This is a genomic window from Gordonia hankookensis, assembly GCF_014673215.1.
Classification (GTDB): Bacteria; Actinomycetota; Actinomycetes; order Mycobacteriales; family Mycobacteriaceae; genus Gordonia; species Gordonia hankookensis.
Window position 1 is genome coordinate 764,643 of record NZ_JACWMS010000002.1, and the last position, 23,781, is coordinate 788,423.

Annotated in this window: 24 protein-coding genes; 2 read left to right on the plus strand and 22 right to left on the minus strand. The window is 66.6% G+C overall.

The genetic code is table 11. From position 1 onward, the window contains the following. Positions 1-13 precede the first annotated feature (13 nt). The 4 genes from IDF66_RS10790 to IDF66_RS10805 all read right to left on the minus strand — a co-directional run bounded on the left by IDF66_RS10790 (position 14) and on the right by IDF66_RS10805 (position 3,001). Positions 14-736 carry a dienelactone hydrolase family protein gene (locus tag IDF66_RS10790; RefSeq protein ID WP_190266825.1) on the minus strand — a complete coding sequence of 241 codons (723 nt, stop codon included), beginning with the start codon at positions 734-736 and terminating at the stop codon, positions 14-16. Positions 737-805: 69 nt separating this feature from the next. Further along, positions 806-1,333 (minus strand): nuclear transport factor 2 family protein, encoded by a 528-nt coding sequence (locus tag IDF66_RS10795; RefSeq protein ID WP_223309414.1) that lies wholly within the window; start codon positions 1,331-1,333, stop codon positions 806-808. Positions 1,334-1,343: 10 nt separating this feature from the next. Further along, a complete protein-coding gene (locus IDF66_RS10800; RefSeq protein ID WP_190266826.1) occupies positions 1,344-2,201 on the minus strand; it encodes an LLM class F420-dependent oxidoreductase in 858 nt (285 codons plus the stop codon). Beyond that, a complete protein-coding gene (locus IDF66_RS10805; protein WP_190266827.1) occupies positions 2,198-3,001 on the minus strand; it encodes an SDR family NAD(P)-dependent oxidoreductase in 804 nt (267 codons plus the stop codon). Before IDF66_RS10805 ends, IDF66_RS10800 begins: the two co-directional genes overlap by 4 nt. A 114-nt stretch (positions 3,002-3,115) precedes the next feature. On the opposite strand from IDF66_RS10805, the gene IDF66_RS10810 reads away from it, so the two are divergent. Further along, positions 3,116-4,267 (plus strand): serine hydrolase domain-containing protein, encoded by a 1,152-nt coding sequence (locus IDF66_RS10810; RefSeq protein ID WP_190266828.1) that lies wholly within the window; start codon positions 3,116-3,118, stop codon positions 4,265-4,267. Positions 4,268-4,484: 217 nt separating this feature from the next. Beyond that, a complete protein-coding gene (locus IDF66_RS10815) occupies positions 4,485-5,549 on the plus strand; it encodes an alpha/beta hydrolase (RefSeq protein ID WP_190266829.1) in 1,065 nt (354 codons plus the stop codon). Between the two features lie 54 nt (positions 5,550-5,603). On the opposite strand, the gene IDF66_RS10820 is transcribed toward IDF66_RS10815, so the two are convergent. The 18 genes from IDF66_RS10820 to IDF66_RS10905 all read right to left on the minus strand — a co-directional run bounded on the left by IDF66_RS10820 (position 5,604) and on the right by IDF66_RS10905 (position 23,632). Further along, the gene (locus tag IDF66_RS10820; protein WP_190266830.1) at positions 5,604-6,362 is read right to left on the minus strand and encodes an IclR family transcriptional regulator; all 759 of its coding nucleotides are present in this window, start codon (positions 6,360-6,362) and stop codon (positions 5,604-5,606) included. A 48-nt stretch (positions 6,363-6,410) separates the two neighbouring features. Next, positions 6,411-6,791 (minus strand): 4-carboxymuconolactone decarboxylase, encoded by a 381-nt coding sequence (gene pcaC, locus IDF66_RS10825; protein ID WP_190266831.1) that lies wholly within the window; start codon positions 6,789-6,791, stop codon positions 6,411-6,413. Continuing rightward, positions 6,791-8,017, minus strand: coding sequence for a lyase family protein (locus IDF66_RS10830; protein WP_190266832.1), 1,227 nt, complete (start codon positions 8,015-8,017; stop codon positions 6,791-6,793). Before IDF66_RS10830 ends, pcaC begins: the two co-directional genes overlap by 1 nt. 3 nt (positions 8,018-8,020) lie before the next feature. Then, the gene (pcaG, locus tag IDF66_RS10835; protein WP_317628653.1) at positions 8,021-8,575 is read right to left on the minus strand and encodes a protocatechuate 3,4-dioxygenase subunit alpha; all 555 of its coding nucleotides are present in this window, start codon (positions 8,573-8,575) and stop codon (positions 8,021-8,023) included. Further along, positions 8,572-9,411 carry a protocatechuate 3,4-dioxygenase subunit beta gene (gene pcaH / locus IDF66_RS10840; RefSeq protein WP_190266834.1) on the minus strand — a complete coding sequence of 280 codons (840 nt, stop codon included), beginning with the start codon at positions 9,409-9,411 and terminating at the stop codon, positions 8,572-8,574. The genes pcaG and pcaH overlap by 4 nt, the downstream gene beginning before the upstream one ends. After that, positions 9,396-10,574: a 4-hydroxybenzoate 3-monooxygenase gene (locus IDF66_RS10845; RefSeq protein WP_190266835.1), complete on the minus strand. Its 1,179-nt coding sequence runs from the start codon at positions 10,572-10,574 to the stop codon at positions 9,396-9,398. The genes pcaH and IDF66_RS10845 overlap by 16 nt, the downstream gene beginning before the upstream one ends. 257 nt (positions 10,575-10,831) lie before the next feature. Continuing rightward, complete coding sequence (locus IDF66_RS10850) at positions 10,832-12,031, minus strand: NAD(P)/FAD-dependent oxidoreductase (protein WP_190266836.1); 1,200 nt, start codon at positions 12,029-12,031, stop codon at positions 10,832-10,834. Beyond that, positions 12,028-13,380 (minus strand): FMN-binding glutamate synthase family protein, encoded by a 1,353-nt coding sequence (locus IDF66_RS10855; protein WP_164308070.1) that lies wholly within the window; start codon positions 13,378-13,380, stop codon positions 12,028-12,030. The genes IDF66_RS10850 and IDF66_RS10855 overlap by 4 nt, the downstream gene beginning before the upstream one ends. Positions 13,381-13,663: 283 nt before the next feature. After that, positions 13,664-14,359 carry a protein glxC gene (locus tag IDF66_RS10860; RefSeq protein WP_190266837.1) on the minus strand — a complete coding sequence of 232 codons (696 nt, stop codon included), beginning with the start codon at positions 14,357-14,359 and terminating at the stop codon, positions 13,664-13,666. Then, positions 14,347-15,246: a class II glutamine amidotransferase domain-containing protein gene (locus tag IDF66_RS10865; RefSeq protein ID WP_190266838.1), complete on the minus strand. Its 900-nt coding sequence runs from the start codon at positions 15,244-15,246 to the stop codon at positions 14,347-14,349. The genes IDF66_RS10860 and IDF66_RS10865 overlap by 13 nt, the downstream gene beginning before the upstream one ends. Before the next feature lie 19 nt (positions 15,247-15,265). After that, positions 15,266-16,612 carry a type III glutamate--ammonia ligase gene (glnT, locus tag IDF66_RS10870; RefSeq protein WP_164308067.1) on the minus strand — a complete coding sequence of 449 codons (1,347 nt, stop codon included), beginning with the start codon at positions 16,610-16,612 and terminating at the stop codon, positions 15,266-15,268. Between the two features lie 195 nt (positions 16,613-16,807). Then, positions 16,808-18,166, minus strand: coding sequence for an ammonium transporter (locus tag IDF66_RS10875; protein ID WP_164308066.1), 1,359 nt, complete (start codon positions 18,164-18,166; stop codon positions 16,808-16,810). A gap of 65 nt (positions 18,167-18,231) precedes the next feature. Continuing rightward, entirely contained in the window at positions 18,232-19,260 is a 1,029-nt protein-coding gene (locus tag IDF66_RS10880; protein ID WP_190266839.1) for a heme-dependent oxidative N-demethylase family protein, read from the minus strand. Beyond that, entirely contained in the window at positions 19,257-20,249 is a 993-nt protein-coding gene (locus tag IDF66_RS10885; RefSeq protein WP_387998744.1) for a PDR/VanB family oxidoreductase, read from the minus strand. The genes IDF66_RS10880 and IDF66_RS10885 overlap by 4 nt, the downstream gene beginning before the upstream one ends. Then, positions 20,246-21,766 (minus strand): DUF3445 domain-containing protein, encoded by a 1,521-nt coding sequence (locus IDF66_RS10890; RefSeq protein ID WP_317628654.1) that lies wholly within the window; start codon positions 21,764-21,766, stop codon positions 20,246-20,248. The genes IDF66_RS10885 and IDF66_RS10890 overlap by 4 nt, the downstream gene beginning before the upstream one ends. Beyond that, positions 21,763-22,695 carry a PDR/VanB family oxidoreductase gene (locus IDF66_RS10895; protein ID WP_190266841.1) on the minus strand — a complete coding sequence of 311 codons (933 nt, stop codon included), beginning with the start codon at positions 22,693-22,695 and terminating at the stop codon, positions 21,763-21,765. The genes IDF66_RS10890 and IDF66_RS10895 overlap by 4 nt, the downstream gene beginning before the upstream one ends. Continuing rightward, positions 22,692-23,240 carry a dimethylamine monooxygenase subunit DmmA family protein gene (locus tag IDF66_RS10900; protein WP_190266842.1) on the minus strand — a complete coding sequence of 183 codons (549 nt, stop codon included), beginning with the start codon at positions 23,238-23,240 and terminating at the stop codon, positions 22,692-22,694. Before IDF66_RS10900 ends, IDF66_RS10895 begins: the two co-directional genes overlap by 4 nt. Positions 23,241-23,245: 5 nt before the next feature. Further along, positions 23,246-23,632: a cupin domain-containing protein gene (locus IDF66_RS10905; RefSeq protein ID WP_164308061.1), complete on the minus strand. Its 387-nt coding sequence runs from the start codon at positions 23,630-23,632 to the stop codon at positions 23,246-23,248. Between the last annotated feature and the right edge of the window lie 149 nt (positions 23,633-23,781).

Consider the following 23,781-nt stretch of genomic DNA (forward strand, 5'->3'; position numbering starts at 1 on the left):
ACCCCTGCAGCAGTCAGGTCAGATGCCGGACGAAGAACCTCGCCGCGTCGTCTCCCGCAAACCGGGGGACGCCCGTATGGCCGCCCATGTTGGCCTGCAGGGTCTTCTCCCGGGAGCCGAAGGCGTCGAACAGGTCCAGTGCCATCTGCCGGTCGTTCCCTTCGTCGTCCCACTGCAGCAGGACGTGCAGGGGAATCGTGACCTGACGGGCTTCGTCGATCATGACGCGGGGAACGAAGCTCCCGGCGAAGAGGCCGGCAGCGGCGATGCGTGGTTCGACCACCGCCAGCCGGACACCGATCGCGATCACCCCGCCGGAGTACCCGACCGGCCCGCGGATCTCGGGCAGTGACAGAAGCGCGTCGAGGACGCGCTGCCATTCCGGAACCGCCTTCTCGACGAGCGGGAGTATGAGCCGGTCGACGATCTCGTCGACCGGCTCTCCGGTCGTCAGTGCCCTGCGCAGATCAGCGCGGGCCTGTTCGGCCTCCGCCGATGGAGGCCGGTCACCGCTGCCGGGAAGTTCGATGGTGGCCGCGGCGAATCCGTTCGACACGGAACTCCGGGCTCGCCCCACCAGGCGCGGGTACATCTTCCGCAGTCCACCGGGGTGGCCGAGCAGGATCAGCGGCGCTGGTGAGGCCGCGGGAGTCCACAGGGTCCCGGGGATCTCACCGAGGGTGAAATCGCGCTCGAGAGTGCCGCCGTCAAGGCGCTTCTCGGATATGAAGTGCATGGTCATCCTGAGCTGTCTGGCACGGACTCCGGGAGGTTAGCAGTGGCTGTCATGCCTGCGCCACCGAATTCACAGATGTTCTCCCCGGGCTCCGGCACCGAGCAGCAGGTGTGCACGCTCCTGCCCGTCGAGTGCTCGACTCGTCCGGCACCCGATCCGCCAGCCGTCGGCGGCCCGGTCGAGGGTGAAATGGTTGGCCGTCGCGCGGTGGACCACAAAGCCATGGTCCCCGTGTCGGATGAGCAGTGAATGACACACCGCCACAGCACTGTCCCCGTCCACGTGGACGCGCACCGGCCCGAGCAGATGGGCACAACCTTCGGCGATAAGTCCCTGGTGGGGACGCGATCGCACCATCGCGGCGATGTCGTCTCGACCCGTCATCGACAGGCCGTCGACGTCGTAGGAGCCGCGTCGGTCCCAGAGTTGCGCGACACTCTCGGCATCGCCGTCGTCGACCAGCGGTCCGTACGAGGCGATGAGCTGGGCGATCTCCTCGGAATCCTCGAGTCGGCGCACCCGTGCCTCGAGTGCTGCCAGCCGGTCCTGCACGGCCCGATCCTCCACGGCGATCTCCATCTTGTCACCCGAATCCATGTGCCACAGCTTAATTCGTCTCGAACAACTCGGCCGCCGCCTCGAGTTGTTCGAGGTAATGGTCGGCCGACGACGCCCGGATCGTGATGTCCACGATCGTCGCACCCGCTTCCACCATGCGCGCCACGGCTTCGTGCGCGGCCTCCGGTTCGGCCATGGGGTCCACCGTTCCCGCCGCGAGCACAACATCGAAGCCGTCGCGTCGATCGGTGATGTCGAGCATCTCGCGGAGTCTGCGACTGCCGAGCCCGAACGGCATCCAGCCGTCGCCGAGCTCCACGGCCCGTCGTAACGACCTGCCGGTTCGTCCGCCGACCCAGATCGGCACGCGCGCCGCCATCGCCGCCGGACGGACCACGATGTCCGAGAAATCATGGTGCACGCCATGGTATTCCGGACGCTCTGACGAGAGGACCGCCCGCAGCGCGCGCAAGGAGTCGTCGGCGCGGACCCCGCGGTCGGCGAATGACGCACCGAGCAAGTCGAATTCGGACTCCAGCGAGCCGACCCCGACACCCAGGACCAGCCTGCCACCGCTGATCGCATCGAGGGTTCCGTATCTCTTGGCGATTTCCAGCGGATGATGGTAGCCCAGCACCAACACCTGCGTCGCGAGTCGAATCCGCTCGGTCCGGGCGGCCAGGAAACCGAAGGTGGCCAGCGGATCCCAGTAGGTGCCACCTCGCTCGTCGGCCACGGCGACCGGCACGGCCACGTGCTCGCTGCACGTGAGGTGATCGAAGCCGAGCTGATCGGCCGCGACGGCGATGCGCGCGAGATCGTCGATGCCGGCATCGACCTCCCACGGCGAGTGTGCACCCGGGACCTGCGTCACGATGGGACTGTTGACGCCGATCGGTACTCTCATCGGTTGGACCGTTCGCGCGGGAGCATTCGCCGCATCGCCTCGTCCGCACCGAGTACCAACTCGGCCCGCTCCACCCCGTTTCGTTTCTCGACGGCCCGCCCGTTTCCGCCCGCGACCCAGACCGGTCCGTCGGACAGATGCGCCAGCCCCTCGGCCGCGACGTCGTCTGGCTCGGCCACCCGCATGCCCGGGATATCGAAGTCGAGTCCGGCACGTCGCATCGCCGGCGTTCGAGTGACGCCGAGAACCACGTGCAGGACGTCGATCCCGTGCTCGCGGAGTTCCAGCCAAAGCGATTCCGCGAAGATGCGACCGAACGCCTTGACGCCGCCATAGACGCTCTGCTCACGTGATCCGAGATAGCCGCTCATCGACCCGACCAGGATGATGCCGCCCCGTCCGGCACTGCGCATCCGCCCACCGAACCGATGGACCAGCGCCAGTTGGCCGGAGATGTTCAGGTCCAGAACCGAACGGAAGCCGTCGAGCTCACCGTCGAGAAACGCCCGGCCGTAGCTGTTCGCGCCCGCGTTGTAGATCAGCAGTCCGACGTCGATGTCCTCGGTCGCCGATGCGATCTCCTCGATCGACGACGGTTGCGTCAGATCGAGCGCAACAGTGCGGACCTCGACGCCGCGCCGGCGCATCTCCGCCGCGGTGTCCTCGAGCGGTCCGGACGTGCGCGCGATGAGGACGAGATTGATGCCGGCGTCGGCGAGGTGACGTGCGAATCCTGCTCCGACACCCTCGGATCCGCCCGCGATGACGGCCCACGGCCCGTAGCGGTCCACATCGATCATCGGCAACCTCCTCGTGGCCGGCGCCGGTCTCGCGATCTGCCACCACGGACCGGCCTGCGGTTCTACAGTCAGCATAGGTGTGGCGGCCCCGCCACCACCTGCAAGGAGGCCATCATGTCCGACGTCGTCGGGGTCCACGGACACACCGAGCCACGATTCGACCGGGTGCGCGACGAGCTCGCGGCGCAACTCGCCGCAGGCGAGGAGGTGGGGGCGGCCATCGCGGTCGACATCGACGGCGACGTCGTGGTCGACATCTGGGGCGGCCACCGCGACGCCGCACAGACCCTCCCGTGGGAGCGCGACACGATCGTGAACGTGTGGTCGACGACCAAGGAGATCACCGCGTTGTCGGTGCTGATGCTCGTCGAGCGCGGGCTCGTCGACCTACACGCCCCGGTCGCCACCTACTGGCCGGAGTTCGCCCAGAACGGCAAGGAGTCCATCGAGGTGCGCCACATCATGGCGCACACCTCCGGCGTCTCGGGCTGGGAGAAGCCGTTCACCGTCGCCGATATGTACGACTGGGACACGGCGATCGAACACCTTGCGCGCCAGGCCCCGTGGTGGGAACCCGGTACGGCGTCGGGCTATCACGCACAGGACTACGGACACCTGCTCGGGGAGATCGTGCGACGGGTGACCGGAAAACATCTCAAGCAGTTCGTGGCCGACGAGATCGCCGGACCGCTCGGGGCCGACCTGCAGATCGGTGCCACGCCGGCCGACGACGATCGCATTGCCGAGATCATCCCACCACCACCACTGGAGATCGACGTCGCGGCGCTGCCGACCGATTCCCCGATGTTCAAGACGTTCACCGGACCGGTCGCCGAGGCGAATGCGGCCAACACGATCCCATGGCGTCGCGCGGACATGGGCGCCCTGAACGGTCACACCAATGCCCGTGCCCTGGTGCGGGTGATGTCGGCGATCTCCCGCGGTGGAACCGTTGACGGCGTGAACCTGCTGTCGGACAAGACCATCGACCAGATCTTAGACGAGCAGGCACGCGGTGTCGACCTCGTGCTCGGCGTCCCGTTGCGCTGGGGTATCGGCTACGGGCTGCCCGAGCCCGCGACGCTGTCGTATATCCCCGACGACCGGATCTGCTTCTGGGGTGGTTGGGGTGGATCGATGACAGTGATGTTCCCCCGTCAGAAGATGACTGTCTCGTACGTGATGAACAAGATGGCACCGGGCATCATCGGGTCAGACCGCTCGGAGGCCTACGCCAGGGCGATCCTGGCGGCTGCCGACGAGTGATCCCGTCGTCCGCGGTGATCAGCGCCGCGCGGCGCCGTCGTGACCGATGTCGTAGCGGTGGAACAGTGACTCGGAGATGACGGCCACGACCACTGCCACCAGGTAATACACGCTTCATCCTCCCCGCGCATGCTGTGCCGTCGGACACGTCGACATCCCCTATCGGCATCCCCCGTAGGATCGCACGACGTGACCGACTCGACAGTGGAACCCGCCCATGTTTGACGGCGTTCGCACCCTGTACCGGTTGACCCGCGGTGAACGCGTCGTCGACGATCAGCCGACCCCGCACACACTCATCGCCGACGGTCCGCATCGCCGGCTGGTGCGATACGGATCCGACGCCGATCTCGCGGCTGCGCGATCGGCGGGCCGGCCGCCAGTGCTTCTCGTGCCGCCGCTGGCCGTCCCGGCCCGCTGCTACGACCTGTCACCGGACATGTCGCTGGTCGCCTACCTGCTCTCCACCGGCCGCATACCGTATCTGGTCGACTTCGGCGAGATGCATTACGCCGATCGGCATCTCGGGTTCGAGCACATCTTCGACGACATCGTGCCCGAGGCGATCGGCCGCGTGACCGACGATTTCGGGGCGGCGGCCGAAGCGCTCGACCTGGTGGCGTGGAGCCTCGGCGGCACCGTGTCCCTGTTCACCGTGGCCGCCCATCCCGAACTGCCCGTCCGGTCGGTCACGGCGGTGGCCACCCCGTTGAACTATTCGGTGATACCGCCCTATCCCCTGGTCAAACAGGTGACCCGGCCGATCGGAGCCGGACCGGTCCGGCTCGCACTCAAGGCCATGGGCGGAATCCCCGCACCGCTGGTTCGCGGTGCCTACCGCGCCACGGCATGGCAGCGGGAACTCAAGAAGCCCGGCTACATCCTGCGCAACGCCGACAACACCGAGGCCTTGGCCCGCATGCAGGTGATCGACTGGTTCCAGGACGCGATGCCCGGTTATCCGGGCAGGTTGTCCGAACAGATGTGGGAGAACCTCGTCTACCGGGACGAGATCGCCCGCGGCGTACTGGACTTCGACGGCCGGATCGTCGATCTCACGTCCATCGCGGTACCGATCCAGCTGTTCGGCAGCCATCGCGACGCGATCGTCAGCTGGTCCGGCGCGCACCATGGAGTCGAGTTGTTCGGCAGTTCACCGCACGTCCATTTCACCACCGTAGAGACCAGCCATCTGGGTCTCATCGCCGGTTCGGACGCCGCCGCCCAGACATGGCCCAGGATCGACGAGTTCCTCAGCGCACTCGATCAGCCGCGGACCTGACTCGGCGGCTGGGCGCGCTTCTCCCGCTCGTCGTGGCGCGGCGATCGCCGATCGTCATGGCGAGGTCTCTGGCAGCATTCTGCCGACACCTCGCGCTGCCACCTGTGCCGCCGCGACCAGAGTCGGCCGGTTGCGACCGAGCGTCGGGACCACCACACCGAGAGCGGCGACGACGGTGTCGCCCCGGCGCACCGGGACGGCGACCGAGCACGCTCCGAGCGTCATCTCCTCCACCGTGGTCGCATAGCCCTGCTGGCGGATCTGCCGCAGCTGCCGGTCGAGGACACCAGCCGCGACGATCGTGTGCCGTGTCATCGGCGTCAGATCCTCCATCGCGGTGCGACGGATGTCGTCGGGAGCATGTGCCAGGAGGACTTTGCCGACGCCGGTGCAGTGCAACGGCAAGCGGCTCCCCACGCGACTGACCACCGGCACCGACGCCCGGCCGGAGAGCCGATCCAGGTACAGCACCTGAGCCTCGTCGCGGACCGCGAGATGCACCGTGGCCAGGGTCGCGGCGTAGAGATCCTGCAGAAACGGCGCCGCGATCTCACGGATCCCCGATTGGATCGGCGCGAGCAGACCCAGATCCCACATCCGCCGACCGACGACGAATCGGTTGTCCGGGCGTCGGGTCAATGCGCCCCACGTCTCGAGTTCCCGGACCAGCCGATGTGTCGTGGGCATCGGGAGTCGGGCCCGTTCAGCGATCTCCGTCAGGGTGAGCGCGCGGTGCTCGCGGTCGAAGGCACCCAGCACCGCGAGTGCTCGCGCCGCGACCGACTGGCCTGGACTCCCGGTGTTGCCCGCCATCGTCGTACCGCCTCCGTCGTTTCACTCAGTGAAACTCAGACTAGCCGATCAGCGAGATGCCCCGTCTACCTCAGCGAACACACCGACCGCGATCCGGAATGCCGTGTTGGCGTCCGGCACCCCGCAATAGATCGCCGACTGCAGGATGACCTCCTTGATCTCGTCGCGCGACAACCCGTTGCGCAATGCCGCGCGCAGATGCATCGCCAGCTCCTCGTGGTGCCCGCGGGCGATGAGTGCGGTGAGGGTGATCATCGACCGGCTCCGACGGTCCAGTCCCGGCCGGGTCCAGATACTGCCCCACGCGTATTCGGTGATGAGTTCCTGGAATTCGCGTGTGACATCGGTGATCGCCGCGGTCGCCTTGTCGACATGTGCGTCGCCGAGGACCTCGCGGCGCACCGCCATTCCGTCGTCGTACTTGGACATCAAGCCCCTTCTGTCGTGACGCGCCGAGCCCGTGCGAGTTGGGCGTCGATGTAGTGCTGTGTGGCACCGAGGTACTCCGGTGTCGGTGTGTGCCCGGCGATCCTCGACATCGATTCCTGTTCCGATGTCACCGCCGCCCCCGCATCCGCCAGGTTCGCCTGCATCCGATCGCCATGGACGTGCAGTTCGGCGACGAGCCGACTGGTCTGCCGCGCCGCGACGACGGCTCTCCGGACCAACGTCCGCAGCGCATCCCACTCGACGTGCCACGCACCCGCCGTGCGCTCATCGGTGGCATCCGCGGCCGCCTGGTGCAGAGTGGCTCCGAGCGGTGGGGCGCTCAACGCTGCTCGCCGGATGAGAACCGACAGAACGGGATTGGCCTTGTGCGGCATTGTCGACGACGAGCCGCCGGAACCTTCGGAGAGCTCGCCGATCTCGGGACGCGACAGCACCAGCACGTCGTTGGCGATGTGCCCCCACGCGTCGGAGCAGCCGACTGCCGCATCCCCGCTGCGTGTGACCGCGGTGCGGACGGAATGCCATGGCGCCACCGGGGCGAGGCCGAGGATGTCCGCGGCGATCGCTCCGGCCCGGACCGCGACCGGAGCCGCATCCGCCCCACGGCCCGAGAGTTCGGCGGCGGCCGCCGATGTTCCTGCCGCGCCGCCCATCTGAACCGGGAACGCCAGGCCCGCGACCTGTTCGCGGGCCTCGAGGACCCCGCGCAACCATTGCGCCGCCTTGAGGCCGAAGGTCATCGGGACGGCGTGTTGGGTGAGCGTGCGTGCCGGCATCATCGTGCGGCGGTGGCCGTCGGCGAGCTGTCGGAGCACCTCGACCTGAGCGTCGAGTTCGATCCGAACCGCATCGAAACCCTCTGCAACACAGAGCATCAGCGCGGTGTCCATCACATCCTGGCTGGTGAGCCCGCGATGGAGCCACATGCCGGCTGCCGACGAACCGAGCCCGTCGCGTAGGCGGCGGACGAGCGGGATCACCGGATTACCACCGGATTCCGCCTCCTCGGCGATCCCCTCGAGGTCGCCGTCGGCGATCAGGCCACGCAGCGCATCGGCGGAGAGTACGGCATCGGCGGGGGCGATCCCGGCTGTGACGAGCGCCGCCGACCAGGCCGATTCCACCTGCACCATGGCATCGAGAATCGTTGCATCGGTGAGAATCTCACCGGCATGGTGATCGCCTGGCCAGAGGATGTCAGGCACGGATCATCGTCCACCGTGATCGAGGAAGACGGTCTCACCCGCACCCTGGAGATGGATGTCGAAGCGGTAGCCGTTGTCGTCGGCGGTCGCGATCAGGGTCGACCTCCGTTCCTCCGACACCGAGGTGAGCAAGGTGTCCGACGCCAGGGCGCGGGCACTGTCGGGCAGGTAGGCCCGCGTGAAGAGTCGATCGAGCAGGCCGCGCGCGAAGACGCAGACCGCGAAGAACGGCGCCCCACCCGCCGACACCGGACCGGGAGCGACCGTCGCGAAGGTGTAGTGGCCGGTCCGGTCCGTCTGCACGCGGCCGAAGCCGGTGAAGGTGAAGCCGTCTCGCCGCAGGGATCCGGGCTCCTGACTGACGTTGCCCGCGCCGTCGGCCTGCCATATCTCTATCAGGGCGTCGGGCACCGGATCGCCTGCTCCGTCGAACACGGTGCCGTGCAGCCGAATCCGATCGGGGTGGCCGGCCGGCACCAGCTCCGCACCACCGTCGAACGGCAGGGCGTAGTGGAAGAACGGGCCGACCGTCTGGCCCGGTGTGGGTGCGAGGGTCACTGGTCCTCCTCCATCGGGGTCTGACGGCTGCCGGTGAGCACGATGTCCCAACGGTATCCGGTGGACCATTCGTGCTGGGTCAGATCGTGGTCGTAGGTGGCGACGAGCCGGTCGCGGGCCCGCTGGTCGACGATCGCCTGATAGATGGGATCGAAGGCGAACAGCGGGTCACCTGGAAAGTACATCTGGGTCACCAGCCGCTGGGTGAAGGCCGTACCGAACACCGAGAAATGGATGTGGGCGGGGCGCCAGGCGTTGTGGTGGTTCTTCCACGGGTACGGACCCGGTTTGATGGTGGTGAACCTGTACCAGCCGTCGTCGTCGGTGAGGCAGCGACCCACGCCGGTGAAGTTGGGATCGATCGGGGCGGGATGCTGATCGCGTTTGTGGATATAGCGTCCGGCCGCATTGGCCTGCCAGACCTCGACGAGCTGGTGGCGGATCGGTCGTCCGTCACCGTCGAGCACGCGACCGGTCACCACGAGGCGCTCTCCGATCGGATCGCCGTTGTGCGCAATCGTGAGGTCGGCCTCGAGCGGGTCGACGTCGCGGTGTCCGAAAGCCGGCGACCAGAGTTCGATGCCTTCCGGGTCGGAGTGGTGAAAGTTCTTGGTGGGGTGGCGCAGCAGGCTCGACCGGTAGGGCGGGTAGTCCAGCCTCGGTGCGGTCTCCGGCGCCTCACCCGCCGACAGCGACGACGCGTGATCCGTACCGATGCATGCGATCTCGTCACTGATCTGCTGTTGCGTGCCCTGCCCCGCGTCCGACGAGATCTGCCCGTGCTCGTCGAACACCTCCGACTCCTCGTCCGCTCCCGTGATCAATGGTGTGGCCATCCTGTGTACCCTTCTGCGAGATAGGTGGAGCCGGCCTCCGAGGAGACCAGTGACTGAAGCTCTCCGAGTTGGCGCTGTTCGTCGAATTGCGATGCATCCGAAGAATTGTGGAGCATCGTGGTCATCCAGTAGGAGAAGTGCTGGGCCTTCCACACCCGCGACAGCGCGCGGTCGGTGTAGTTGTCGAGAGCATCGTCGTCGCCCTTGTGCACGGCACGCTCGATCTCCTCGGCCAGCACCCGGACATCGGACAGTGCGAGGTTGAGACCCTTGGCACCCGTCGGAGGCACCGTGTGTGCCGCATCGCCGGCGAGCACGAGGTTGCCATGGCGCATCGGTGACTGCACAAAGCTCCGGAACGGCAACACTGTTCGCTCGATGACGGGTCCGTCCTTCAACCGGAATCCGTCCGATCCGGCGAGCCGGGTGTGCAGCTGCTCCCAGATCCGGTCGTCGGACCAGGCGGCGGGATCTTCGGTGGGTTCGCACTGGAAGTACATGCGCTGCACGGTGTCGGTCCGTTGGCTGATCAGCGCGAAACCCTGGGCCGAGCGGGTGTAGATGAGCTCCGGGGCGCTCGGCGGCGCCTCCACCATGACGCCGAACCACGCGAAGGGGTATTCGCGGTAGTACTGATGCGCGTCGGCGACGAGGGCCCGACAGATGCTGCGCGAACCGTCGGCACCGACGACGAGCTCGGCCGAGATCTCGTGCCGACTGCCGTCGGCGTCGGTGTAGCGGACGGTCGGGGTGTCGAGTACACCGTCGACCTCGGTGTCGGTGATGCCGTATCGCAGGTCGCCGCCGTCGCGCGTGCGTGCGCGATGCAGGTCGACGAACACCTGGGTCTGCGGGTAGAGCCAGCACGACGCCCCGGCCAGCTTCTGGAAGTCGATACGGTGGCTGACCCCACCGAACCTCAGCGAGATCCCCTCGTGCTCATGCCCCTCGGTGAGGACACGGTCCGAGACACCGGAATCGACGAGTAGACGGACGCTGTCGCGCTCGAGGATGCCGGCACGGTGCGTCGTCTCGATCTGCTCGACCGTACGATTGTCGACGACCACGCTCTCGATCCCGGCGATGTGCAGCAGATGCGACAGCATCAGCCCCGCCGGTCCACCACCGACGATGGCCACCTGGGTCGTGGTCGTAGTGCTCATCTCGTCTCCGCTCAAGTGATCTGTTGCGATACTCGGAACGGTATGAGTCCGCGCTCACAAATGTCGACCCGCGGCTTTCACTCAGTGGAATTCACGCCCCAGAATTGCGAGGGCAGTTTGCTGGGCTGCCCCGGCAGCGTGCGCGTGCTTGTCGATCGGCCGCCGTATCGAGCAGGGCCCGCGCCGGAACTCGGCCACGGGTCCGGGGACGGGAGGCGGAGGCGGGGCTGTGGAGCGGAGAGCGGAGAGAGCGCTGGTCAGCGCATCTCGCCCGCACCCACGTACGGGAACCGGGTCGAGAGCGGATCCCCCTCGGCGAATCGTGACAGCCGGAAGTCGGTCTCCGGGACCCTCGGGTCGGTGCTGTGCCCGTCGATGACGATGTCGGCGACGAGACGGCCGACCGCAGGCGAGATCTTGAAGCCGTGCCCGCTGAATCCCGCAGCGATGACCAGGCCGTCGAGCGGACCAGCCGAGATGATCGGGTTCCAGTCGGGAGTCACGTCGTAGCATCCGGCATAGCTGCTGGTGATGGCCGCGTCGGTGAACGCGGGGAACCGCGTGCCGACCTTGTCGACGGTGAGATCGAGGAATCTCTCGTCGGCGCGATTGAGGTAATTGTCCGGGTCCGCGCCCTCGAGTTCGGCCAGGTCGCTGTTGCCGAAGAGGATCTCACCACGAACATCCGGCCGAACGTATTGCAGCGAGACCAGGTCGGAGAAGACCGGCACCGCACCCAGTTCGATACCCGGATGGATCATCACGATCTGCTCCCTGTGCACCTCGATCGGGACATCGATGCCGTGCGCCGCCAGAAACGGCCGCGTCCACACACCGGTCGCGACGACGACGGTGTCCGCGCTGATCGTCGAACCGTCGGCGAGCTGCACACCGGTGACCTTCTCGCCGTCCACGAGCAGTTCCGTCACCGCGGTGGACTGCCGGATCCGGATGCCTGCGGCACGCGCCGACGCCGCGAACGCCTGGGCGGTCTGATAGGCGTCGCCGTAGCCTCCGCGCTCCTCCCACCCGAACGCGGCGAACGGGTCGAGATCGGCGGCCGGCCAGAGCTCAGCGACGACGGAACGGTCGATCTCCTCGGTTTGCACCCCGACCTCACGCTGCGCCGCAAGGCTCTTGCGGAGATTGTCGACGTTGGCCGACCCCACCCCGACAACGTAGCCCGTCTGACGGAACCCGATGTCGGTACCGAAGATCTCCTCGGCCTTCTCGAACACCTCGAGCCCCGTCGCCGCCATCGCGGCAAGCGAACTCACGCCGTAGTGGCAACGCACGATCCCCGACGACTTGCCGGTCATGCCTGCGCCGACCGTGTCGCGTTCACACACCACCACGTCGGTGACACCCCGCTGACCGAGCGCCCACGCGGTCGCGACTCCTTCCAGCCCACCCCCGACGATGACGATCGATGCGGTGTCACCACCGCGCGCGTTCACAGCCCCGCCCCGGGAATCCAGCTGGTGCCCGCCAGCGGAACCCTGGCCATCGCCGACGCCTCGATCGAGATCGCCACGAGGTCTTCGGGTTCCAGATGCCGGATGTGTGCCTTACCGCATGCGCGGGCGATCGTCTGGGCCTCCATGGTCATCACCCGCAGGAAGTTGGCGAGCCGTCGCCCGCCATCGACCGGATCGAACCGTGCGGCCAGTTCCGGGTCCTGCGTGGTGATCCCTGCCGGATCACGGCCGTCCTGGAAATCGTCGTAATAGCCTGCGGCCGATCCGATCTGTTCGTATTCGGCGGCATGGCGAGGGTCGTTGTCGCCGAGTGCGATCAATGCCGCGGTGCCGATCGCGACGGCGTCGGCGCCCAGGGCCATCGCCTTCGCGACGTCGGCGCCGTTGCGGATACCACCGGAGACGATGAGCTGGACGCCACCGTTTCCGTTCTCGCCGGACCTGTGCACACCGAGTTCCTGAAGAGCCTGCACCGCCTGCGGGATCGCGGCGAGGGTGGGGATGCCCACATGCTCGATGAAGACGTCCTGGGTGGCGGCCGTACCCCCTTGCATACCGTCGACCACCACCACGTCTGCTCCCGAATGGACGGCGAGCTTCACGTCGTAGTAGGTGCGACTGGCACCGACCTTCACGTAGATCGGCTTCTCCCAGTCGGTGATCTCGCGGAGTTCGTTGATCTTGATCGCGAGGTCGTCGGGACCCGTCCAGTCGGGATGGCGCGACGCGCTGCGCTGGTCGATCCCCTCGGGCAGGGTCCGCATTCCGGCGACCCGTTCGGAGATCTTCTGTCCCAGCAACATTCCTCCGCCGCCGGGTTTGGCGCCCTGACCGAGCACGATCTCGATGGCGTCGGCGCGACGCAGGTCGTCGGGGTTCATGCCGTAGCGCGACGGCAGATACTGGTAGACCAGGTTCTTGGACTGACCACGCTCCTCGGTGGTCATCCCGCCGTCACCGGTGGTGGTCGAGGTGCCCACCTCCGACGCACCGCGCCCGAGCGCCTCCTTGGCCCTCCCGGACAGAGCACCGAAGCTCATACCCGCGATGGTCACCGGGATGTCCAGGTGCAAAGGATATCTCGCGTTGCGGCTGCCCAGGATGACGTCGGTGTCACACTTCTCGCGGTAGCCCTCGAGTGGGTATCGCGACATCGATGCACCGAGGAAGAGCAGGTCGTCGAAATGCGGCAGCTTCCGTTTGGCGCCCCATCCGCGGATGTCGTATATGCCGGTCTCGGCGGCGCGCTGGATGGCGGCGATCGTGGTGCGGTCGAACGTGGCGGACTCACGCAGGCCGCGCTGTTCGACGGTCAGGTTGTCGATCATGGTGTTCTCCGGTGGTTGGGGTGATCTCGATACGGCGCCTCGCTACGCTCGGTGCCTACTCGATCAGCGGTCGGGGGTGAGGTGATCTCGGGCGGTCGGGATCAGCGGTCGGGGGCGGGGGATCTCGATACGGCGCCTCGCTACGCTCGGTGCCTACTCGATCAGCGGTCGGGGGCGGGGTGAGGGGTGATCTCGGGCGGTCGGGATCAGCGGTTGTGGCCGCCCATTCCGCCGGTCGAGTAGCCGCGAACGGAGTGAGTGGCGTATCGAGACCACCGCACGGTCAGTACGCCGACGAGTTGTCGACGCGGAAGTGATAGAGCTCGCGGGCGGAACCGTATCGGGTGTAGTCCGCGGGGTCGTCATCCTTGAATCCCGCCGCCTTCAGCAGGCCGGCGAGTTCCTCGAGGTGTTCGGCGCGCATCGGCTTCGACACACAATCCGCACCGAGCGACCCGACCTCCCCGCGGACGTAGATCCGCGTCTCGTAGATCGAATCACCCAGTCCGTCAGCGGCATTCCCTCGGATCACCAGACGGCCCGCCTGCGCCATGAAGGCACTGTTGTGGCCGACGTTCCCGCCGATGACGATATCGGCACCCTTCATCGAGATGCCGCATCTCGCCGCGGCGTCGCCCTCGACCACGAGCAGACCACCGTGCGCGGTGGCCCCCGCGGACTGCGAGGCGTTGCCCTTGACCACCACGGTTCCGCTCATCATGTTCTCTGCCACACCGGTTCCGGCGTTGCCGTTGATCACGACCTCGGCCTTCTGATTCATCCCGGCGGCGTAGTAGCCGACATGACCGTTGACGGTGATCTTCACCGGCGCGTCGACCCCGGCCGCCACGCTGTGCGCACCCGACGGGTTCTCGACGACGATCTCGCCGGCGATCTCGTCGCTGTGCAACGCCGAGTTGACATCGCGCAGCGACATGATGGCGAGATCGAAGATGCTGTTGGGATTCAGCGTGTCCATGCGTAGACCACCTCCGGCTCGGGTTCCCAGATACGTGCGTTCTCGACACCGGGCAGATCTGCCAGCGCGCGGTACTCGCTGGCCATGGCGACCCAGTCGTCGGTCTCGGCGATCACCGCCGGCTTGCACGCGATGGCGTCACGTACCACCGCGAAGGAATCGTGATTGGACACCAGCAACGTGTAGAAGCCGTCGAAGGTGGCACACAACTCCTTCAGCGCGGTCTCGACGTCCCGGCCCTGCGCGAGCTGATGCGCGACGAAGCGGGCTCCCACCTCGGTGTCGTTCTCGCTGTCGAATTCGATTCCGGCGGCGCGCAACTCGCGGCGGATACTTGCGTGATTGGCAAAGGAGCCGTTGTGGACCAGGCATTGTTCCGGCCCGACGGCGTAGGGGTGTGCACCCGACGGTGTCACCGCGGATTCGGTCGCCATCCGGGTGTGCCCGACGCCCTGCCAACCCGTCGCATTCGGTAGATCCCAGGCGCGCACCAGGTCACGGGGTGCGCCGACGCCTTTGAGGACGGCGAGGTCGGCACCGAATCCGGCGACGAGACCGTCCGGGTAGACCGATCTCGCCGCCGCGAGGATCTCCTCCGAGTCCGACGCAGCAGTCAGCAGAAGGGTGTTGTCCACCAGCTGGGCGGCCACCGGCGTGCCGAGTGCCTCGCTCACGGCAGCTGCCGCACCGGTGATATCGGCGACGCCGGTCTCGAGCATCGAGACGCAGCCCTGACCAGGTGGGGACCAGGTCGGATCACCGTAGACGGCGATGCCCGCCGAGTCTGCGCCTCGGTCCTGCATCTCGCCCAGCATGCCGCTGAGCAACTCCCCCAGCCGGGGATGGAGTTCGGGGTTGCGTAGGTGCAACCCGACGATTCCGCACATGTCTTGTCTCTTCCTCGTCTCAGAAGGCGGTCAGGTAGTTGTCGATCTCCCACGGCGACACCGTGGCATGCCAGGCGAAGAACTCCTCTCGCTTGAGACGAGAGAAGTACTCCGACACAAGAGTTTTGCCGTCGGCCCAGTCGTCCGGGACCGCGGCGTCCAGAACACCGCTGACCACCGCATCGTCGTCGAGTGCTTCGACGGCGTGTAACAGGGTGAGCGGCAGGGCTCCGACATGGTCGGGGCAGGTACCGATCGCACCGGGGTCGAGACTGCGCTTGATGCCGTCGAGCCCGGCTCCGAGTGCGGCCGCGATGGCGAGATAGGGGTTCGCCGAGCCGTCCCCACCACGCAACTCGACACGCTGGTCGTCGGGGACCCGGACGTAGTGCGTCCGGTCGTTGCCGCCATAAGTCGGCCGACGAGGCGCCCACGATGCACCCGAACGGGTTGCGGTGGCACCGGTTCTCTTGTACGAGTTGACCGTTGGTGCCATCACCGCCTGCAGGGCACCGGCGTGTTCGAGCACTCCCCCGACGAACCCGTATGCGGTTGGCGAGAGGCCGAGACCCCGCTCGTCCTCATCCGGCGAGCCGGCGAACACCGGCGCACCGCCCGAGGTCAGCGAGAGGTGGAGGTGCAGCCCGGAGCCGGTTCGTTCGGCGAACGGCTTGGGCATGAAGGTCGCGACCATCCCGCGTTCGGCGGCGATGGTCGAGAGGAGGTAGCGCAGCGTGATGACCCGGTCAGCGGTGGTCAGAGCCTCGGCATACGTGAAGTTCTGCTCGAACTGACCGTTGCCGTCCTCGTGGTCGTTGGCGTAGTTGCCCCAGCCCAGCTGATTCATGGCGGCCGACACGGCGGTCAGGTGGTCGTACATGCGGGTCAGGCCGCGAACGTCGTAACAGGGCTGGTCGGAGTCGTCGGCGGCGTCGGCGGTACTCAGCGAACCGTCGGTGCCGCGCTTGAGGAGAAAGTACTCGACCTCGGCTCCGACCCACGGCTCGAACCCGGCGTCGGCGGCCTGTGCCACCAGCGACTTGAGGATGTTGCGCGGCGCGAACGGCCACGGCTTGCCCTCGACGTGCGGATCGCAGTGGACGATCGCGAGCCCCTCCTTGATGAACGGGATGGGCAGGAACGACGAGGTGTCCGGGATCGCGATGAGGTCGGGATCCTTGGGCTCCTGGCCGATCGCCCCGACCGCGTAACCGGCGAAACCCACACCATCGGTGGCGAGTTCGTCGACCGCCTCGACCGGCACGAGTTTGGCGCATGGCTTGCCCCGGAGATCGACGAAGAGGGCCAGGATGAACTTCGTACCGGATGCCGCACAGAGGTCGGCGAGGTCGTGGGTGTCGGTCATGGTGATGTCTCTCCAGGTGAGGGCGATGCGTTCATCATGTCTACTGTTGTGAACCTTTGTCTAGTTCTAGTAGACCGCCACGATGTTTCGACCCCGTTACACCGGCGTGAGCTGTTGGTGTCGCTTGCGAGGGCCGGAACGAGAAAGCACCCCTCCCTCCCGGCGAGGGAGGAAGGGGTGCTGTGGACCGGTCACTCAGGAGGTCGCGAAGCCGCGGGAAGGTTGCGTGACATCCTCCGGCTCGGCCGCCACCGCCCGCCCGACCATGGCCTCTGTCAATCCGGAACCGTGTCCGACACCGGCTGCCGGGATCTCATATGCCGTCTCGGCATGAATGGTCGAGTCCAGGCCGGTCATCTCGGTTTCCTCGTCCACCCGCAACCCCATGACCTTGTCGAGCGCCTTGGCGATCAACCAGGTCATCACGAACGAGTAGGTGCAGGTGATGACGATGCCGGCGAGTTCGCGCCACAAGACGCCGAAGTCGCCGCCGAACAGGATGCCCTGGACCCCCGCCGGTGCAGATCCCGACGCGAACAGGACGATGCAGAGAGTGCCGACGATGCCGCCGATACCGTGCACGGCGAAAGCATCGAGCGTGTCGTCGACCTTGAACGTGCTCTTGAAGCTCAGGCACAGGGCGACCACCGCACTCGCGACGATCCCGACGCCGAGCGCTCCGACAGGGCTCATCGTGTTGGCCGACGGCGTGATTCCGACAAGCCCGGCGATGGCACCGGTCATCATGCCAAGCGATGTCACGTGACCTTCACGGATGCGCTCGATGATGCAGAAGCCGATCATGCCGGCCCCGCCCGCCAGCAACGTGTTGAGGATGACGAACTGGGTGAGGAAGTTTGCACCGCCGGCGCAGCTTCCGTTGAAGCCGAACCAGCCGAACCACAGGATGCCGCCGCCGAGCAGCGCCAGTGGGACATTGTGCGGCCGTTCCATTCGCCGATGCCGCGCACCGAGCACCAGAGCCAGCGCGAGGGCCGCGACCCCGGAGTTCATGTGCACCGCGGTCCCACCGGCGTAGTCGTGGATCTTGATGTCGTTCAACAGGAAACCGCCGCTGTAGCCGTCACCGTCGGCGGCGAACACCCAGTGCGCGACCGGGAAGTAGACCAGCGTCAGCCAGATCGGTACGAACACCAGCCACGCGGTGAACTTCATCCTTCCGGCGGCACCGCTGGCGACGATCGCCACGGTGATCGCGGCGAACAGGATGAACCAGGCCGCGACGTAGAGGACCTGGATACCCCCGGACCCGTCGTCGGACATCCACTTGCCCAGTCCGATGTAATCGGCCGGGTTGCCGATGATCCCCCAGCCCTTCACCGACGGTCCGGAAACCAGCCCGTACCCGAACAGGACGTAGAGGACACAGGTGATACCGAGGGTTGCCAGCACCATCGTCATCATGTTGAGGACGTTGCGCGCGCCGACCATGCCTCCGTAGTACAGCGCCAGGCCGGGAAACATCAGCAAGACGAAGACGAATGCGGCGAGCATCCAGGACAGGTCCGCGTGCGCGGAGAGAACTGCTTCCATGAGTGTGTCTTTCGGTGTGAGTTGACGGTGGACCGGGTGGACGGATGGTTGATGGGTTTCGGGCGTCAGCGCCCGCGGAGGTATGCGACCACGTCGTCGCGGTAGTCGAGGAATCCCTTGTAGGCGGCGATGGATTCACTCAGGGTCTCGATCACGGTGGCGAGTTGCTCGGCCCACGCCGGGATACGCCTGATCTCTTCCAGCGACGCCATGAAGGTGCGGATGTTGAAGGTCACGGCGCCCGTCATCGGGAGCCGGATGAAGTGTTCGAGCTCGATCCGCAGACGTGCGCGCCCGAAGTCCTTGTCGCCGAGCATCCGTGGGATGTCGCCCTGCCACTGCGGCAACTCTTCGAGACTCACGTCGAGCGTGGGCGAATCCGACGCCGACAAGGTCCAGTTCACCCGACGGTAGACCTGATCGGCGGGCAATCGCCGCAGGAACTGCTCGGCCCGCGCCACCACTCCATCTCCGATCAGCCCCGGCACCGGTGCGTGGATCTCGTACATGTCCATCCCGACGTCGAAGGAGACCGACCATGCGGCGGCGAATGTGACGGCGCCGGCATCGAAATACAATCGTCCATCGCGCTCGATCACCAGCAGCAGGTCGTCGGGAACCTCGCGCGCCAGGAAGTCGAGCGGGCCGCGGGGCAGAGACGCATCGTCGTTCAGCACGAAGTACTGGCTCGTTCCGAGCAGGTCGTTGCGCCAATGGAATCGGGCATCACCGTACTCGGTCAGTTCCATCACACCGGGATGACCGATCGAGAGATCACGCAGGTAGTAGAGCAGCAGATCCCAGCAGGCCAGCCCCATGCCGCGGCGGATCTTGACGCGGTGCGGGTCGGCGTCGAGGATGCGGCCGCGTTCGGCCATGATGGCCGGGTATTCGGCTCCACCGAGATCGACGATGTGCCGTCCCCATTCACCGGCCCGGGTGGTCCGAGGGACACGAGCGGGCTCCACATTGACGCTGTACCGGAACTCCGCGAGGTCGTCGGGGAACGGCCACGGAAGATTGGCCAGGTGGTCGACAGGGCCCGAGAGATTCTGGCGTGCAACGATATCAGATCGTCCGTCGGTGACGGTCACAGGTCCACCTCGATGTCGTGGCCACGAGAGACACAACACAGCATGCTGTCGCCCGCGACTCGCTCGTCGGCGCCGAGCACGAAGTCCCGATGCTCGACGGTGCCGGATCGGACACCGATGCGGCATTCGCCGCACACGCCCTGACGGCAGAGGTTGGCGACGGTGACGCCGTGGTCGAGGAGGCGCTGGAGGAGCGACACACCGGCTGGCACGTCGATCACCGCACCCGTACTCCTCACGGTGACCTGGAAGGGTTCTCCAGGGGACCGCTCCGGCGCCGAGAATCGTTCGAGATGCACCCTGGCGGAGGTCCACCCGGCGGCCCGGGCGGCGCCCTGATAGGCCTCGAGCAGCGCGGCCGGTCCACAGGCGTAGGCATGGGTACCCAAGGGCTGGTTAGCGAGACGGTCGGCCAGCAACCATTGCGTGTCCTGCGCCCCGGTGACCTCGAACAGGGTGACCGACGAACTCTGCGCCAGCGCCCGGATGTCGGGCAGGTGCGCCGCGCTGCCGGATCGGTAGGAGTAGACCACGTCGCACGTCCCTCCCAGACGGGCGATCGATCGAGCATGGGACAAGATCGGTGTGATGCCGATGCCGCCCGCCACCAGCAGCGCGTGCCGCTGATCCCAGATGGGCGCGAACATCGACCGGGGCCCCTCTGCGTAGAGCACATCGCCTTCGGATACGTTGTCGTGCAACCAGTCCGAACCCGCATCGGACCCACGGCGGAGCACCGAGATCCCGTAGCTGGTCGGCAGCATTCCGTCGTCGACGAGGGAGTAGGCGTTCCGATGGTCACCCGCGGTGACGATCAGATGGCTGCCGGGGCGGTACGGGGTGAGCGGACCTCCGTCCGCCGGGACCAACCGGTAGTGCCTGATCGACGGCGTCATCGGCACGACACCGACCACTCGCATCGCGCGTGTTCCCGTCGCATATCCGGCGTGCCGATGTGCCGACGCACTCGGGTCGGCGATGACCGTCACTCCGGGTCCCCGACCGATGAGGCGAGAAAGCTTCCTTGCGTGGCCGAATGGTGTGCGTGCACCTCGAGTCGTCGCTCACAACCGGGGCACTCCACAACGCCGCCCGGCACAGCCTCGACACGATGGGTGTCGCGGCAATGTGCGCAGTAGAGCGGCAGGTCACGAGTATGGCTCGCGAACGCCGAGAGCTCATCGGGCAGGGCGCCTGCCGCCCGGGCGAGCGCGAGACCTGTGAGCACGTCGTACTGGCCGCCCACGATGTGGATGCGGATCCCGTTGCGACTGGCCGCCAATGCGGCCGCCAGCGTCCGGCGATCCTCCTCGGCGACAAGGGAGTCGAGCACCAGGAGTTGCGTCGGAGCGAGCGCCTCGGCCGCCGAGACCCAACCGCGAGCAACCTCCCCGACGGTTCCCTCGTCTCCGATCGCGACCACCAGGAACGACGTCCCCGTCGGATCGATCGCGTCCGGTGCCGTCGGCCATCTGGGTAGTCCGTGACCGCTCGGATCGGCCGCGGTGGTCGCGGGGACCGCATCGGCCCGCCGCAGCCAGTCGGCCGCCCGGTCCTTGTACTTGATGATGCCCTTGTAATCGGCCATGTCGTCGGGGAGTTCGTCCATGACCTCCGCAGCGCGGAGCCGCCACGATTCGACGGTGGCGACGGTCTCGAGAGGCAGCATGTACGTGCGGATGAGGAACATCACCGCGCCGGAATCAGGAAGCCGGATCAAGTGCTGGACCTCGACGCGCAGGTGGACGAGCCGACCAAAGGTGTCGTCATCGACGTGCTGGATCATCTCGCGGTCCGGCCCCCACTCGGGATAGCGCTCGGTGGAGACGTCGAGGCGCCGGCCGATCGTCAGGGTCCAGTTGGTCCGGCGATACGGCTCGTGGGGTTGCAGCCGCTTGAGGAACTCGTGTGCCCGGGTGATGACCCCCTCGTCGCGCACTCGGGGCACCGGGCCATGGATCTCCAGGAAGCTCATGCCGACGTCGAATCCGAAGCTCCAGTCGGCCGCGAAGGTGACCACACCCGCGTCGGCGAACAGTTGCCCGTCCCGCTGATCGAGCAGCACCACATCCTCCTGGATCTGGCCGCAGATGTACCTCAGAGGTTCGACGGGAAGAGTCGAGTCGTCGCCGTAGACGAAAGTGCTCTCGACATCGAGCAGTCCGTTCCGCCAATGCCATTCACCATGGCCGGCAGTGAGCGTGAAAGCGTCGGGGTAGGCCGTCGCCAACTCCCGCATGATGGTCAGCATTGCGTCCCAGGCCGCGGGCCGCATGTGCGCCAGCACCGCGTGGCGTGTGCTGTCGGCATCGAGTACCGCAGCACGTTCGGCGAGTTCGCGGTGATACTCGTCGTCGATGTCGACGACGCTGTCGCCCCACTGGCCGGCGGCTGTGGTGACCACCTGGCCTGCGGGCTCGACGTTGGTGCTGTAGCGATACCGATCCTCGACGAACGGGAACGGGAATCCGGCGACCAGCGACGGCGCGGGAAGTGCGAGGGTCACAGTGGTACCTCCAGTGTGGAGCCTTCGGATGCGCGCGAGACGCATGGCATGAACGCGTCCCCGAGCCCCTTCTCCTCGTCGGTGAGGTAGAGGTCCCGGTGGACAGGTGTTCCGGCCGACAGAGGCAGGCGGCATTCGCCGCACACACCCTGGCGGCAGCGGTTGGGAATGGTCAGCCCGTTGTCTTCCAAGGCCTCGAGCACCGAGATACCCGATGGGACATCCAGTGTCGTACCCGATTCGGTCAATCGCACGGCAAACCGGTCACCGGCATCGAGCACATCCGCTCCGAAGCGTTCGAAGTGAATCCTCGACTCCGGCCAGCCCACGGTGGCCGCCGTTTCGACCACGTGGTCGATCATGCCCGCCGGGCCACAGGTGTACAGATGGGTCCCGATCGGCTGGTCGGCGAGTACCAGGTCCAGTCGTTCGGTGAACGACCTGCGATCGGAGAACAATTCCGCCTGCCGACCTGCCAGGGCCACCACCTCGTCGACGTGCGCGGCGTGTCCCTCTCGGAAGGTGTACAGCACCTGCACCTTCCGCGCCCAACGGCGTGCAGCCCGCAGATGCGAGAGGATCGGCGTCACGCCGATGCCGCCCGCGACGAGAAGATGTTTGGTGGCGCGTGCCGCAGGCGGAAAAGCACTACGCGGCGGTTCGACGTCGACGACGTCGCCGATCGACACCCGGTCGTGTAGCCATCGGGAACCGCCGTCGCCATCCTCGATCCGCAACACCGAGATCGAATAGTTCTGCGGTGCAATGCCATCAGAGGTCACACTGTAGGCATTTGTCCGCTCGCCCGCTGTCACCACGAGATGACTGCCCGGCACGAAGCCCGGCAACTCGCTGCCGTCGGGGGCGGCGAAAGCGATGTCCCGGACTCCGGTGGCGGCCTCGGCGATCGAGGTGACGACCAGCTTCATGATGCGGACTCCCGTGGCAGCACCGCTGTCTCCGCGTCGACCAGATAGCCGAGATACCGGCCGGATCGTCGTGAGACATGGTGGTAGATGAGCAGATCACGGCCACAGCCGGCGCAGATGACGGTGTCGCCGACCGACGACGACGTCGCAGTCACGTCGCGACAGTGCGTACAGAAGACCTCGATGTCACCGACCTCGGTCGTGGTCACGTAGATCTCGTCGTCTTCGAGGCCCGCGGACACGGCGACTCCGCGCAGGGCGAGCGCCGCACCGACGGACCCGATGATGATCACCCGTAACCCGACGCGTGCATCGGACAGCTCGGTCCGCAGCGCGGACGCCGCCCGATCGGGCTCGGTGAAGGTCAACACCTGGTGGTCGACGTCATCCGGCAACACGCCCTTCCACCGCGTGATCTCGACCAGGGCGGCATCCCCTACACCGATGAGGAGGAACGATCTGCCCGACACCTCGGGCAGATCGCCTCCGATCGGTGCCGCGGGTCGCGCCCAGACGGGAATGCTGGATACTGCGATCTGCGACATGGGCGTCAGAGCAGGTCGGCGTCACGATGGCCGGCGTAGAAGGCCAGTGCGTGACTCGGCGTGCTGAAGTAGATCTTGGAGCCCTTGGGGAAGAAGATCGCATCTTTGGCCTTGGCGACCATGGTCTGCCCGGTTTCCTTGTTCTCCAACAGGAACTCGCCCTCGAGAACGACTTTCATCTCGTCGTACTCGTACTCGTAGTAGAGCGGATCGTCGGTGTGGCGCAGCTCGAAGTAGCCGGAGCACATCACGCTGCCCTGCGGGTTCTCGTAGACGTCGCCGATGAATCCCTCGGTGCCCGGGTACTCCGCGTCGGGCATCTTGGGCAGGTTCTGCCAGGCGTCGCTGGTGACCAGGAACGGTGTCGCGGTGTCGGTGCTCTCGACGGTCATCTGCATCCTCCGTGATCGAATGGGTTCGGCCCCTGCCTGAGTAACAGCAGTAGACCTTGTTCGATCCGATGAAACCGGGTGCGTGTTACCGCCCGATGACGACGTCGTTTATTGTTGTAACACTCTGTCCACCATCAGTGAACCCAGGT